Consider the following 13,400-nt stretch of genomic DNA (forward strand, 5'->3'; position numbering starts at 1 on the left):
CCGTAGCGAGCCCCGGAAACCCGGGCGCCGGCAAGGCGTTGTCCCAAGGGGCGGAGAGGTAGCGCGCGGGGGGCGGGGCGTGAAGGGGCGGCGAAAGGCGGGAAGAGGGCCGGCCCGGGCTGCGTTCAGGCAGTGTTCGCGCCGGCCATCCCCCGCGCCGGCGGCTGCGAAAGGAGCAGGACCTCATGGAACGCCGGGTTGCGCCACCCCTGTTGACCAGTATCCTGGCCGCGATGGCCGCCCTCGACGCGCGGCGGCCTGCGGAACGCAGCCGTGGCGGGAACGAGCCGTCGCTCCGCACCGCGATCCTGGCGGTGGCCCTCGCCGCGCTCTCCGCCGCGGGGGCCGGCCTCTCGCAGCCCCTGCCATAGGGCCGGCCGGACGGGCCGCCGCGCGCGGCATCCCCGATGCGCCGCCCCCTCATCACCAGCGAAGGGAGTCACCCATGACGACACGCACCATCCTGATCCGGTCCGCGATGCTGGCCATCGGCCTCGGCATACTCGCCACCGCGACGCCCGCCTTCGCCGATCGCTGCGCCGGCCCGGTCTCGGCCGAGGAGGCCATCCGCATCGCCCGCACCGCCGGCCTCGTGCGCGTGACGCAACTGGAATGCGACGACGGCAAGTGGGAGGTCGAAGGCCGCGACGCGGCCGGGCGCGAGATCGAGGTCGAGGTGGACCCGCGCACCGGCCGCATCATCAAGGTCGAGCGCGACTGACGCGGCGGGGGGGCCGCGCGGCCCCGCACAGCCGCCGGCCCCCCGCCGTCCGGGGCGGAGATCCCGCGGCCTTGCGCCGGTCCGCACACGCCGCGGAACCGGCGAGGGGCTCCGCGGGGCACTGCCCCGCCGGGCCACTCCCCGGCGGGGCGCGGCTTCACTCCGCCGCCAGGGCCTCGTCATCCTCCGGGCCGCTCTCGCCCGAGAGCATCTGCTCGGCGAGCAGCCCGGCCTGGCTGCGGATGCGCTGCTCGATCGCGGCGGCCATGTCGGGATGGTCGCGCAGGAACTGCTTCGCGTTCTCCCGCCCTTGGCCGATGCGCTGGCTGTCGCAGGAGAACCAGGCGCCCGACTTCTCGACGATGTTCGCCTTGACGCCGAGGTCGATCAACTCGCCGACCTTGGAGATGCCCTCGCCATACATGATGTCGAACTCGACCTCGCGGAACGGCGGGGCCATCTTGTTCTTCACCACCTTGACGCGGGTGTGGTTGCCGGTGACCTCGTCGCGCTCCTTGATCGCGCCGATGCGCCGGATCTCCATGCGCACGCTCGCGTAGAACTTCAGCGCGTTGCCGCCGGTGGTGGTCTCCGGGTTGCCGAACATCACGCCGATCTTGAGCCGGATCTGGTTCAGGAAGATCAGCAGGCAGTTCGAGCGCGAGACCGAGCCCGTCAGCTTGCGCAGCGCCTGGGACATCAGCCGGGCGTGCAGGCCGACATGGCTGTCGCCCATCTCGCCTTCCAGTTCGGCGCGCGGCACCAGCGCGGCGACGGAATCCACCACCAGCACGTCGATCGCGCCCGAACGCACCAGCGTATCCGCGATCTCGAGCGCCTGCTCGCCGGCATCGGGCTGGCTGATCAGCAGGTTGTCCACATCCACGCCGAGCTTCTTCGCATAGCCGGGATCGAGCGCATGCTCGGCATCCACGAAGGCGCAGGTGCCGCCCTTCTTCTGGGCCTCGGCGATGCAGTGCAGTGCCAGCGTGGTCTTGCCCGAGGATTCGGGGCCGTAGATCTCGACGATGCGCCCCTTCGGCAGCCCGCCGATGCCGAGCGCGAGGTCAAGGCCGAGCGAACCGGTCGAGACGACCTCGATCGCCCCGTCCTGCTGCTGCCGGGCGCCAAGGCGCATGATCGAGCCCTTGCCGAAGGCCCGTTCGATCTGGCTCAGCGCGGCGTCGAGCGCCTTTCCCTTGTCCATGCCCTTCCCCCGATCCGGCGGCGATTTATCAACCATAGGGCGATATCTCCACTGCGTCCATCGCCCATACGTGGCGAACCGACAGGCCGGCTCGACCCGCCGGGCCGTGCCGCACCCGCACATGCGGGCGCGAGTCGGCGCAAGCGAAAGATGCGCCGATCCGCCGCCGATCGCAAGAACAAATTAAGAACAACTCCGCCCGGGGCGCGTCAGTCCCCCACCCCCGCCTCGGCCACCGCGGCGACGAGTTCCGCCATGCGGAAGGGCTTCTCCAGGAAGCGCAGGCCGCGCCCGGCCAGCCCCTCGCCCACCGCCGTCTCGGCATAGCCGGATGCGAGCACCACCGGCAGGCCCGGCAGGCGCGCGCGCAGCGCCTCGGCCAGCGCCACGCCGTCCATCTCCCCCGGCATGGTCACGTCCGAGACCAGCACCTCCGGGGTGAAGCCCTCCGCCACCACCTCCAGCGCCGCCTCGGCGTCCTCGGCCTCGACCACCTCGTGGCCGGCGGCGGAGAGGGCGCGCTGGGCGAGCCGCCGCAGCGGCGCCTCGTCCTCGACCAGCAGGACGCGGCGCGCGGCGCGCGGGGCGACGGCAGGCGCCGCCGACGCGGGCGCCTCGGTGGCAGGCGCCTCCGCCACGGCGGGGAACCACAGGCGAAAGGTCGTGCCCTCCCCCGGCCGCGAGGCCACCGTCACATGCCCGCCCGACTGGCGCAGGATGCCGAGCACGGTGGAGAGGCCGAGCCCGGTGCCCCCCTCGTCGCGCTTCGTCGTGAAGAAGGGCTCGAAGATGCGGGGCAGCGCCTCGGGCGGGATGCCGCGGCCGGTGTCGCTGACCGTGACCACCGCCCAGTCGCCGGGCGGCACCACCGCCCCGGTCTCCGCGCGCGGCTCCGCGAGCCTTTCCGCCCCGACGGCGATGCGGATCGTCCCGCCCGCATCCATCGCATCCCGGGCGTTGACCACGAGGTTCAGCAGCGCCTGGTCGAGCTGGGAGGGGTCCACCCGCACGCGCGGCGAGGGCTCCGCCCGCTCCAGCGCCAGCGCATGCCGCCCGCCGAGCAGCCGCCGCAGCAGCGGCGCCATCTGCGCCACCGCATGGCCGAGCGGCACGACGCGCGGGGCAAGCGTCTGGCGGCTCGCGAAGGCCAGGAGTTGCCGCACGAGCCGCGCCCCGCGCCCGGCGCTGTCGAGGATCTGGCGCAGATCCTCGGCCGTCGCGGGGTCGGGCGCGCGGGCGAGCGCAGCCTCCGCCGCGCCGGAGATGGCGGCGAGCAGGTTGTTGAAATCATGCGCCACGCCGCCCGCGAGCCGGCCGACGGATTGCAGCCGCGCCCCCTCCTCCATCTGCGCCTCGATGCGCCGGCGGGCGGTGATGTCGGTGACGCGCAGCAGCGCGCCGGCCTCCCCGCGCAGGGGGCGGCATTGGACCTCGGCGGCCGCGTCCGGCGGCGCCGCCGGATCGGCGAGGCTCGCGACGACCGGCCCCGGCGCGGGCGGGGCGGCAAGGGCGGCGCGCACCACCTCCGCGACCGCGCCGCGGGTCTGGGCCGAGAACAGAGCTTCGGCCGGCGTGCCGGGCAGCGGCGCGGCGCCCCCGCCGCAGAGCCGCGCCAGCGCGTCGTTGGCGAAGCGGATGCGGCCCGCGGCGTCGAGCACCGCAAGCCCGACCGATTCCTCGGCCTCGAACAGCTTCCGGAAGGCCTCCGCCTCCGGCATGCGGCGCCGCGTCGTGCTCACCCTGCCCGTCCCCCGCCGCCGAGCCGCCAGACATAGGCGATGATCTCGGCCACCGCCTGATAATGTTCGGGCGGAATCTCCGTCTCAAGCTCCAGCCGGAACAGCGCGCGCGCGAGCGGCGGGTTGGAGACGACGGGCACGCGCGCCTCCTCGGCCGCGGCGCGGATGCGCGCGGCGATCGCATCGGCGCCCTTGGCCACGATGCGCGGCGCAGCGCTGCTGCCCTGCTCGTAGGCGAGCGCCACGGCGTAGTGCGTCGGGTTGGTGATGACCACCGCCGCCTTCGGCACCGCGGCCATCATGCGGCTGCGCGCGCGCGCCTGCCGGATCTGCCGCAGCCGGCCCTTCACCTGCGGGTCGCCCTCGCTCTCGCGCATCTCCTCCTTGAGGTCCTGGCGGCTCATGCGCAGGCGGTGCAGGTGCCGCTGGCGGGCGACGAGGTAGTCGAGCGCGGCGATGCCCGCGAAGGCCGCGAGCGCGGCGAGTGCGAGGTCCAGCGCCGCCTGCCCCGCGCGCGCGAGCAGCCCGGCGGCCGGAAGCTGCATCAGCCCCGGCAACTGCCCCGCATCGCCCAGCGCCCACCACAGCGCCGCCCCCACCAGCCCGAGCTTGACCACGGTGCGCAGGAACTCGATGGCGCCCTCGACGCCGAAGATGCGCTTGAGCGCGGCGACCGGGCTGAGGCGCGAGAGCCGCGGCCGCAGCCCCTTGGCCGAGACGAGGCCGCGCGTCTGCAGCAGCGTCGCCGCCACCGCCCCGCCGCCGGCGAGCAGCGCGACCGGCAGCACCACCGACGCCCCGAGCCAGGCGAAGCCGCCGGCCGCCGCCACCGGGTCGAGCATGTGCGCGCGCGCCATCAGGCCGCGGAAGCCGCGCATCATCTCCGCCGCGAAGGGCACGGCGAGCATCAGCCCCAGCAGCCCGCCGGCCAGCGAGCCGAGGCCCGCCACCTCCCGCGAGAGCGCGACCTGGCCATCCTCGCGCGCCTTCTGCAGCCGCCGCGGCGTCGCGGGTTCCGTGCGGTCCTCGGCCTCGCCGCCCTTGTCCTCGGCCATGGCTCAGCGCAGGCCCGGCAGGCCGAGGAAGGCGGCGCGCGCCGCCTCGGCGAAGGTGCCGAGCAGCGGCGGCAGCACGAGCGCCAGCAGCGCGAGCCCCACCAGAACCTGCCCCGGGATGGCGATGAAATAGACCTGCACCTGCGGCGCGATGCGCGCGAGCAGGCCGAGCGCGACATTGATCACGATCGCGGCGACGACGAAGGGCGCGGCGAGCCTGAGCGCGAGCGCGAGGCTCTCCGAGGCCGCCGCGACCATCGCTTCCGCCCCCGCGCCGGCCGGGAAGGGTTCGCCCACCGGCAGCAGCGCGTAGGATTCCACCAGCGCGCGCAGCGGGATGGCGTAGAGCCCGCTCGCGAGGATCAGCACCGCCGCGGCAAGCGAGAAGAGCCGCCCCGTCGCGGTGCCGAGCCCGCCGAGATCGGGGTCCGGCACCATCGCCTGCGCGAGGCCGAGCAGCAGCGCGACCGCCTGGCCCGCCACCGCCATGGCGATCGCCACCAGCCGCGCGAGCCCGCCGAGCCACAGCCCGACCAGCACCTCGAGCACCAGCAGCCGCGCCGCCTCCCCCGCGCTGTCGGGCGCGGGCGGCAGGGCGGGGCCGAGCAGCGGCAGCAGCAGCGGCACCAGCGCGAGGCCGAGGCCGAGCCGCACAGGCGCGGGCACCTCCTGCTCCCCGAGGCCGGGCAGCACCATCACCGCCGCCCCGAGCCGCGCGAAGAGCAGCACGGCCTGGAAGGCGATGCCCGGCAGCGCGGCGAGCAGCCCCGCCTCCTCCATCAGCCCTTAAGCCCGACCTCGATCGCCGCCTGGAACAGCCCGCCGGCGTAGCCGCGCAGCACCCCGGCGATGAAGGGCCCGAGCAGCAGTAGCGCGAGCGCGAGCGCGGCGACCTTCGGCAGGAAGGCGAGCGTCGCCTCGTTCACCTGCGTCAGCGCCTGCAGCACGGCGACGACGAGCCCGACGGCGAGCATCAGCAGCAGCAGCGGCCCGCCGATCTGCAGCGCCACCCACAGCGCCTCCCGCGAGGCGAGCGCCACCTCATTCATGGCCGGGCTTTTCCCGGCCTGGAGCAGCCATCGCCTGGGCCTCCGCCGTCAGATCGGCATGCGCATCACGTCCTGGTAGGCGGCGACCACCCGGTCGCGCACCGCCACCGCGGTCTGCAGCGTCAGTTCCGCGCGCCCGACGGCAAGCACGACATCGGTGACACTGCCCTGCCCGGTCAGCGCGCTGGTCGTCGCGGCATCGGCGGCGCGGCCGACCTCGACCGCCTGCTCCATGGCGCGGCTGAGCGCGGCACCGAAGCCCGCCCCGCCGCCTGCCGCGGCGCTGCCCGCCTGCGGCAGCGCATCGGCGGCGCGATAGGCCGCGGCGACACCCGCGGGCGCGAGGGGGATCGCCATCAGCGCAGCGCCTCGATGGTGCGGGTCAGCATCCCGCGCGTCACTTCCAGCACCGAGAGATTCGCCGCGTAGGAGCGCTGCGCCTCGCGCATGTCCATCGTCTCGATCAGGCTGTCCACATTCGGCATGCGGACATAGCCGCGCGCATCGGCGGCCGGGTGGGAAGGATCGTGGCGCAGCGGGAACTCGCCACCCGCGGCGCCGATGCGCGCGACCCGCACGGTCGGCACGCCGAGGGCGCGGTCCATGCGGTTCTGGAAGGTGACGGTCTTGCGCCGGTAGGGATCGGCGCCCGGCGATTGCCCGGTGCTGTCGCGGTTGGCGAGGTTCTCGGCCACCACGCGCAGCCGCGTGGCCTGCGCCTGCATGCCGGCCGCCGAGATGCGCAGCGCGCGATCGAGGTCCATGCGGCGATTCCCCCTAGGTGTTGCGGCCGAGGGCCGTGCGGAACAGGCCGAGATAGCGGCGGTGCAGCCCCACCGCGAGGGCGTGGGCCGTCTCGGTGTCGGCCACGCGCAGCGCCTCGCGGTCCAGCGCGACACCGTTGCCGTCCATGCTGCGCTCGACGGTGCGGCGTTCCTGGCGCGCGCGCGGGTCATGGGATGGCGCGAGGTGCCGCGCATGGGTGAGGCGCAGCCCGGGCTGCGCCGCCGCCAGCGTCTCGGCGAAGGGGCGCATGTCCGAGGGGCGGTAGCCCGGCGTGTCGGCATTGGCGATGTTCTGCGCGAGCACGCGCTGGCGCGCGTCGAGCCAGCGCATCCTGCTTTCGGCCAGCGCGATCGGTCCGGTGCGGGTCGGGTCCATGCCCTGCTGATCGCACGGCGGCGGCGAAGGATCGGTTAATGCCGCGCCGCAACGCTGCGGTAACCAGCGCCGGTGTTCCATCACCGCATGCGCAGCACCGATCCATCGCCCGCCGGCGCGGAATCATCGCAGGCCGCCATCCTGCTCGCCGCGGTGGAGGCGATGGAAGGCACGCTCGCCGTGGCGGAGGCGCTGGTGGCCGAGCGGCGCGCGGTCGATCTCACGGGGCTCGAAGGGGAGATCGGCCGGCTCTGCGCCGCCTGCCTCGCCGCGCCGCGGGCCATGGCGCCGGCCCTGCGCCTGCGGCTCGAATCGCTGCTGCGCGCCCATGACCGGCTGCGCGCCGCCCTCGCGCCGCCCTGACCCCGCAATCCCTTCCCGCCGGCAGGAGGCCGCGGCATGACCCTCGACCCGAACACCTGGCTCACCGCCGCCGCCGCGCTCGTCGCGGTGGTGGCGCTGATCCTGCTAGCCGGGCGGCTTGCCCGCCGCGCCGGGCTCGCCCCGCGAGCGGGCGATGGGCGCCTCAGGCTCGAGGAGGTTCTGCCGCTCGATGCGCGGCGGCGCCTGCTGCTGGTCCGCTGCGACGGCCGGGCCCTGCTGCTGCTGACCGGCGGGGCGCAGGACCTTGTCGTCGGCTGGCTGCCGCCGGAGGATGCGGCGTGATGCGCGCCCTGGCGTTGCTTGCCCTGCTGCTCCTGCTGCCGGAACCGGCCTGGGCGCAGTCCGTCGCGATCGATCTCGGGCAGGCGGGCCAGCCTGGCGCCACGGCGCGCCTCGTGCAGCTCACGGCGCTGATCGGGCTGCTCTCGCTCGCGCCGTCGCTGCTGGTGATGGCGACCGCCTTCGCGCGCATCGTCATCGTGCTCGCCCTGCTGCGCAGCGCGATCGGCGCGCAGGGCATACCGCCCAACCCGGTGCTGGTGGGCCTCGCGCTGTTCCTGACCTTCTTCGTGATGCAGCCGGTCCTCGACGCCGCCTGGGTGCAGGGCATCCAGCCCATGGCCGAGGGACGGCTCGGCGAGATCGCGGGGCTGGAGGCCGCCGCCGAGCCCTTCCGCCGCTTCATGGCGGCGAATGTGCGCGAGGAGGATCTCGCGCAATTCCTCGACCTCGCGAACCTGCCGCCAGCCCCCTCGCCGGAGGCCGCGCCATGGCGCGCGCTGGTGCCGGCCTTCATGGTCAGCGAGCTGAAGCGCGCCTTCGAGATCGGGTTCCTGCTGTTCCTGCCCTTCCTCGTCATCGACATGGTGGTGGCGAGCGTCCTGATGTCCCTCGGCATGATGATGCTGCCGCCCTCGGTCGTGGCGCTGCCCTTCAAGCTGATCTTCTTCGTGCTGGTGGATGGCTGGCGGCTGGTCTCGGCCGCGCTGGTCCAGGGCTTCGCAGGCGGCTGAGGGAGCCCGGGGACGGCAATCCGCCGGAACCCCGCGACGACGCGGCACGCCGGGGGAGGGACGCCCGCCCCTCGTCAGAAGGCGATGCGACCCGCCGCGGCGAGCGCGAGCAGCAGCGAGGCGACATGCGTCGATTGCTGCACCTCGCCCTCGCGGATCAGGCGCAGCACATCGGGCACCGGGATGAGTTCGACGGCGATCTCCTCGCCATTGTCGAAGGACTGCGCGCCGTCCGGCCGCGCCCCCAGGGCGAGCACCGTGTGCACGCGGTTGGTATGCGTCGCGGGATTGGGCCTGAGGCTCACCACATGGCGCCATTCCTCGGCACCGTGGCCCGTCTCCTCGCGGAACTCGCGCCGGCCGGCGGCGACGGGGTCGGCATCGGCCTCATCCATCACCCCGCCGGGCAGTTCGAGATGCACCTCGCCCGCCGCATGGCGATACTGGCGGTTCATCACCAGCCGGTCATCCGCGGTCAGCGCGACGACATGCACCCAGTCGCGGTATTCCAGCACGTAGAAGGGGTCCACCACGTCGCCCGAGGGGGCGATGCAGGAATCCGCGCGCAGGCGGATCCAGCGATCCGCCAGCACGATGCGGCTGGCGGTGACCCGCCAGGGCTTGAGCCCATGGGTCATTCGGCCGCCATCTGCTGCGCCTGCGCGTAGGCCTCGAGCGGCGCGCAGGAGCAGACGAGGTTGCGGTCGCCATAGACGTTGTCCACGCGCTTGACCGGCGGCCAGTACTTGCGCGCCTTGACGAAGGGCAGCGGGAAGGCCGCCTGTTCGCGCGTATAGGGGTGCGTCCAGGTCTCAGCCGCGATCTCGGCCGCGGTGTGCGGCGCGTTCTTCAGCGGGTTGTCGGCCTTGTCCATGCGGCCCTGCTCGACCGCGCGGATCTCGGCGCGGATGGCGACCATCGCCTCGATGAAGCGGTCGAGCTCGGCCTTCGGCTCGCTCTCGGTCGGCTCGACCATCAGCGTGCCCGCGACCGGCCAGGACATGGTCGGCGCGTGGAAGCCGTAGTCCTGCAGGCGCTTGGCGATGTCCTCGACCAGCACGCCGCCCCCTTGCTGGAAGCCGCGGCAGTCGAGGATGCATTCATGCGCCACCATGCCGTTCATGCCGCGGTAGAGCACCGGGAAATGCGCCTCGAGCCGCTTCGCCACGTAGTTCGCGTTGAGGATTGCGACCTGCGTCGCGCGCTTCAGCCCCTCGGCGCCCATCATGCGGATATAGGCGTAGGAGATCGGCAGGATCGAGGCCGAGCCCCAGGGTGCGGCACTGACCACGATCTCGGGGTTGCCGCCGCAATCCACCACCGGATGGCCCGGCAGGAAGGGCGCGAGCTCCGCCGTGACGCCGATCGGCCCCACGCCGGGGCCGCCGCCGCCATGCGGGATGCAGAAGGTCTTGTGCAGGTTGAGGTGGCAGACATCGGCGCCGATCGAGGCCGGCGAGGTCAGCCCCACCTGCGCGTTCATGTTGGCGCCGTCCATGTAGACCTTGCCGCCCTTCTCGTGGATCAGGGCGCAGATCTCGCGGATCGAGGCCTCGAACACGCCATGGGTCGAGGGATAGGTGACCATCAGCGCGGCGAGGTTGGCCGCGTGCTGCTCGGCCTTGGCGCGCAGGTCGGCGATGTCGATGCTGCCGTCGCGGTCGGTGCCGACCACCACCACCTTCATCCCCGCCATCGCCGCCGAGGCCGGGTTGGTGCCATGGGCGGAGGCGGGAATGAGGCAGATGTCGCGATGCCCCTCCCCGCGCGAGAGATGCCAGGCGCGGATCGCGAGCAGCCCGGCATACTCGCCCTGGCTGCCGGCATTGGGCTGCAGCGACACCGCGGCGAAGCCGGTGATGCGGCAGAGCCAGTCCGACAGCCGGTCGGTCAGCTCGCGATAGCCCTTCGCCTGGTCGGCCGGCACGAAGGGATGCAGCACGCTGAAGCCGGGCAGCGTCACCGGCACCATCTCGGCCGTCGCGTTCAGCTTCATGGTGCAGGAGCCGAGCGGGATCATGCTGCGGTTGAGCGCGACGTCCTTGTCCTCGAGCGACTTCATGTAGCGGAGCATCGCGTGCTCCGAATGGTGCGCGTTGAAGACGCTCGCGGTGCAGAAGGCGGAGCGGCGCTCGAGCGCGGCGGGGATGCCGCCCGCCGTCGTGCCCGCGGCGACGGGACTGCCACCGGCCTCGCCGATCGCGGCGACCAGCGCGTCGAGATCCTCGCGCGTCACCGTCTCGTCGAGCGCGATCCCGACGGTGGCGGCGTCGAGGCGCGCGAGGTTGAAGCCGCGCTTCAGCGCCGCATCCATCAGCGCCTGGGCCTTGGCCCCGGCGTCGAGGGCCACCGTGTCGAAGAAGGCCTCGTGCTTCAGCGCGAAGCCCGCCTGCCGCGCCGCCCCCGCCACCAGCCTCGCCAGCAGGTTGACGCGGCGGGCGATGCGCTTCAGCCCCTCCGGCCCGTGCCAGACGGCATAGAAGCCGGCCATGACGGCGAGCAGCACCTGCGCGGTGCAGATGTTCGACGTCGCCTTCTCGCGCCGGATGTGCTGCTCGCGCGTCTGCAGCGCGAGGCGCATCGCGGGCGCGCCCGCGGCATCCACCGAGACGCCGACCAGCCGCCCCGGCATCAGCCGCTTGTGCGCATCCTTCACCGCCATGTAGCCGGCATGCGGCCCGCCGAAGCCCATCGGCACGCCGAAGCGCTGGGCCGAGCCGACGACGACATCGGCCCCCATCTCGCCCGGCGGCGTCAGCAGGCAGAGCGAGAGCGGGTCGGCCGCGACGATGGCGAGCCCGCCGCCCGCCTGCACCGCCGCGATCTCGGCCGAGAGGTCGCGCAGCGCGCCGGTCGTGCCGGGATACTGCAGCACCAGCGCGAAGGGCTTCGCTTCCGTCACCTCGGCCACGACGGCCCCGACCGGCACGAAGCGCACCGCGATGCCGAGCGGCGCGGCGCGCGTCCTCAGCACCGCCTTGGATTGCGGGTGCAGGTCGTCGGCGGCGATCAGGAGGTTCGACTTCGCCCGCGTCGCGGCATGCGCGAGGTGCATCGCCTCGGCCACCGCCGTCGCCTCATCGAGCAGCGAGGCGTTCGCCACCGGCAGGCCCGTCAGGTCGCTGATCATGGTCTGGAAATTGACCAGCGCTTCGAGCCGGCCCTGCGCGATCTCCGCCTGATAGGGCGTGTAGGCCGTGTACCAGCCCGGGTTCTCGAGCACGTTGCGGCGGATCACCAGCGGCGTGTGCGTGCCGTGATAGCCCATGCCGATCAGCGACTTGATGTCGGCGCGGTTCTTCGCCGCCATCGCCCGCAGCTCGGCCAGCAGCTCGAGCTCCGTCGCCGGTTCCGGCAGCCCCGAGAGGTCCATGCCCAGGATCGCCGCCGGCACGGTCCGCGCCGTGAGGTCATCGAGGCTCGCGGCGCCGACGACCTTCAGCATCTCCGCGATCTCGGCCTCGCTCGGGGCGATGTGGCGCGGCGCGAAGGCGTCGCCCGCCTCCAGCGCGGCGAGGGTGTCGAGCGCGCTCATGCCTGGCTGTCCACGAAGGCGGCGTAGGCGGCCTCGTCCATCAGCCCGGCGATCTCGGCGGCGTCGGCCGGCTCGATGCGGAAGAACCAGCCATCGGTGGTCGGCGCGGCGTTGATGGTGCCGGGGTTCTCGGCAAGGCCCGCATTCACCTCGACGATCCTTCCCGCGATCGGGGCATAGACGTCCGAGGCGGCCTTGACGCTCTCGACCACCGCCACGGCCTCCCCCGCGCTCACCTCGCGGCCGACCTCGGGCAGGTCCACGAACACCACGTCGCCCAGCGCGTTCTGCGCGTGGTCGGTGATGCCGACGGTGGCGATGCCACCCTCAAGGCGCACCCATTCATGGTCCCTGGTGAAGCGTGTCTCGGACATCGGAGCGGTTCCTCAGCGGGCGTAGCGGTGGGGGACGAAGGGCATGGGCGCGACGCGGGCGGGGATCGCCTTGCCGCGCACCATCAGTTCGAGCGGCGTGCCGTCCGCGGCGTGCTCGCGCGCGACGTAGCCCATGGCCATCGGGCCGTTGAGCGAGGGGCCGAAGCCGCCCGAGGTGATCTCCCCGATCGCGGCGCCGCCCGGCGCGTGCACCGGCGTGTGGCCGCGCGCGGGCTGACGGCCCTCGGGGCGGATGCCGACGCGCAGGCGCTTCGTGCCGCTGGCCAGTTCCTCGCGCACGCGCTCGGCGCCGGGGAAGTTCCATTCCGTGCGGCGGCGCTTGCCGATGGTCCAGGTCAGCGCGGCCTCGACGGGGCTCGTGGTCTCGTCGATGTCGTTGCCGTAGAGGCAGAGCCCGGCCTCGAGCCGCAGCGAATCCCGCGCCCCGAGCCCCGCCGGCTGCACGCCCGGCAGCGCCAGCAGCGCACGCGCGAAGGCTTCCGCCTTCTCGGCCGGCACCGAGACCTCGACCCCGTCCTCCCCCGTGTAGCCCGAGCGCGAGACGAGCGCGGGAACGCCCGCGATCTCGAAGGCCCCGACCCCCATGAAGGAGAGCGCCGCGATGCCCGGGGCGAGCGTCGCGATGGCCGCGACGGCCTGAGGCCCCTGCAGCGCGATCAGCGCGCGGTCGGGCAGTGGCCTGAGCGTCACGCCCGCGGGCAGCGCGGCCTCGATCGCGGGCAGGTCCACATGCTTGCGGCTGGCATTGACCACCAGGAACAGCCGGTCGCCGAGGTTGGCGACCATGAAGTCGTCGAGGATGCCGCCCGATTCCGTGGTGAGCAGGCCGTAGCGCTGGCGGCCCGGTTTCAGCCCCTGCACATCGGCGGGCGTGACGCGCTCGAGCGCGGCGGCCGCGCCCTCGCCCACGATTTCCGCCTGGCCCATGTGGGAGACGTCGAACAGCGCGGCGGCGGCGCGGCAGTGCAGGTGCTCGGCCATGATGCCGGCCGGGTACTGCACGGGCATGGCATAGCCCGCGAATGGCACCATGCGCCCGCCGAGCGCGCGGTGCAGCGCCGCCAGCGGCGTTTCGAGCAGCGAGTCGGATGTATCGGCCACGGTTCCTCCCGCCGGGATGCGGCGTGTGGGGTTCAGTCCG

17 protein-coding genes are annotated in these 13,400 nt (G+C 73.5%); 5 read left to right on the forward strand and 12 right to left on the reverse strand.

Annotated elements, in window-relative coordinates; genetic code table 11:
* Nucleotides 1-233 precede the first annotated feature (233 nt).
* Nucleotides 234-371: a hypothetical protein gene (locus FHS88_RS06440; protein ID WP_184482596.1), complete on the forward strand. Its 138-nt coding sequence runs from the start codon at nt 234-236 to the stop codon at nt 369-371.
* 74 nt (nt 372-445) lie between these two features.
* Nucleotides 446-721 carry a PepSY domain-containing protein gene (locus tag FHS88_RS06445; RefSeq protein ID WP_184482599.1) on the forward strand — a complete coding sequence of 92 codons (276 nt, stop codon included), beginning with the start codon at nt 446-448 and terminating at the stop codon, nt 719-721.
* Nucleotides 722-878: 157 nt separating this feature from the next.
* On the opposite strand, the gene recA is transcribed toward FHS88_RS06445, so the two are convergent.
* The 8 genes from recA to FHS88_RS06485 form a co-directional block, all read right to left on the reverse strand.
* On the reverse strand, nt 879-1,928 hold the full coding sequence (gene recA / locus FHS88_RS06450) for a recombinase RecA (protein ID WP_184482601.1): 1,050 nt from the start codon (nt 1,926-1,928) through the stop codon (nt 879-881).
* A gap of 209 nt (nt 1,929-2,137) precedes the next feature.
* Nucleotides 2,138-3,667, reverse strand: coding sequence for an ATP-binding protein (locus FHS88_RS06455; protein ID WP_184482604.1), 1,530 nt, complete (start codon nt 3,665-3,667; stop codon nt 2,138-2,140).
* Nucleotides 3,664-4,722 carry an EscU/YscU/HrcU family type III secretion system export apparatus switch protein gene (locus tag FHS88_RS06460; protein WP_184482607.1) on the reverse strand — a complete coding sequence of 353 codons (1,059 nt, stop codon included), beginning with the start codon at nt 4,720-4,722 and terminating at the stop codon, nt 3,664-3,666. The genes FHS88_RS06455 and FHS88_RS06460 overlap by 4 nt, the downstream gene beginning before the upstream one ends.
* A gap of 3 nt (nt 4,723-4,725) precedes the next feature.
* Nucleotides 4,726-5,502 (reverse strand): flagellar biosynthetic protein FliR, encoded by a 777-nt coding sequence (locus tag FHS88_RS06465; RefSeq protein WP_184482610.1) that lies wholly within the window; start codon nt 5,500-5,502, stop codon nt 4,726-4,728.
* Entirely contained in the window at nt 5,502-5,771 is a 270-nt protein-coding gene (locus FHS88_RS06470) for a flagellar biosynthetic protein FliQ (RefSeq protein WP_184482613.1), read from the reverse strand. Before FHS88_RS06470 ends, FHS88_RS06465 begins: the two co-directional genes overlap by 1 nt.
* Nucleotides 5,772-5,819: 48 nt before the next feature.
* Complete coding sequence (locus tag FHS88_RS06475) at nt 5,820-6,128, reverse strand: flagellar hook-basal body complex protein FliE (protein ID WP_184482616.1); 309 nt, start codon at nt 6,126-6,128, stop codon at nt 5,820-5,822.
* Entirely contained in the window at nt 6,128-6,535 is a 408-nt protein-coding gene (gene flgC / locus FHS88_RS06480) for a flagellar basal body rod protein FlgC (RefSeq protein WP_184482620.1), read from the reverse strand. The genes FHS88_RS06475 and flgC overlap by 1 nt, the downstream gene beginning before the upstream one ends.
* 13 nt (nt 6,536-6,548) lie before the next feature.
* Complete coding sequence (locus tag FHS88_RS06485) at nt 6,549-6,932, reverse strand: flagellar basal body rod protein FlgB (RefSeq protein WP_184482624.1); 384 nt, start codon at nt 6,930-6,932, stop codon at nt 6,549-6,551.
* A gap of 72 nt (nt 6,933-7,004) precedes the next feature.
* Between FHS88_RS06485 and FHS88_RS06490 the strand changes: the two genes are divergently transcribed.
* From FHS88_RS06490 to fliP, 3 genes are read left to right on the forward strand one after another with little or no spacing between them, the layout of a single operon-like run.
* A complete protein-coding gene (locus tag FHS88_RS06490; RefSeq protein WP_184482627.1) occupies nt 7,005-7,295 on the forward strand; it encodes a hypothetical protein in 291 nt (96 codons plus the stop codon).
* 36 nt (nt 7,296-7,331) lie between these two features.
* Entirely contained in the window at nt 7,332-7,598 is a 267-nt protein-coding gene (locus FHS88_RS06495; RefSeq protein WP_184482630.1) for a flagellar biosynthetic protein FliO, read from the forward strand.
* Complete coding sequence (gene fliP, locus FHS88_RS06500) at nt 7,595-8,329, forward strand: flagellar type III secretion system pore protein FliP (RefSeq protein WP_408902342.1); 735 nt, start codon at nt 7,595-7,597, stop codon at nt 8,327-8,329. The genes FHS88_RS06495 and fliP overlap by 4 nt, the downstream gene beginning before the upstream one ends.
* A 74-nt stretch (nt 8,330-8,403) precedes the next feature.
* On the opposite strand, the gene FHS88_RS06505 is transcribed toward fliP, so the two are convergent.
* The 4 genes from FHS88_RS06505 to gcvT are packed head-to-tail and all read right to left on the reverse strand — an operon-like array spanning nt 8,404 to nt 13,360.
* Nucleotides 8,404-8,967 carry an NUDIX hydrolase gene (locus FHS88_RS06505; protein ID WP_184482636.1) on the reverse strand — a complete coding sequence of 188 codons (564 nt, stop codon included), beginning with the start codon at nt 8,965-8,967 and terminating at the stop codon, nt 8,404-8,406.
* Nucleotides 8,964-11,864 (reverse strand): aminomethyl-transferring glycine dehydrogenase, encoded by a 2,901-nt coding sequence (gene gcvP / locus FHS88_RS06510; protein ID WP_184482639.1) that lies wholly within the window; start codon nt 11,862-11,864, stop codon nt 8,964-8,966. The genes FHS88_RS06505 and gcvP overlap by 4 nt, the downstream gene beginning before the upstream one ends.
* A complete protein-coding gene (gcvH, locus tag FHS88_RS06515; RefSeq protein WP_184482642.1) occupies nt 11,861-12,238 on the reverse strand; it encodes a glycine cleavage system protein GcvH in 378 nt (125 codons plus the stop codon). The genes gcvP and gcvH overlap by 4 nt, the downstream gene beginning before the upstream one ends.
* A 12-nt stretch (nt 12,239-12,250) precedes the next feature.
* Nucleotides 12,251-13,360, reverse strand: coding sequence for a glycine cleavage system aminomethyltransferase GcvT (gene gcvT / locus FHS88_RS06520; protein ID WP_338146445.1), 1,110 nt, complete (start codon nt 13,358-13,360; stop codon nt 12,251-12,253).
* Nucleotides 13,361-13,400: the final 40 nt, after the last annotated feature.

The sequence above is a fragment of the Neoroseomonas alkaliterrae genome (assembly GCF_014199195.1).
GTDB classification, from domain to species: Bacteria; Pseudomonadota; Alphaproteobacteria; order Acetobacterales; family Acetobacteraceae; genus Neoroseomonas; species Neoroseomonas alkaliterrae.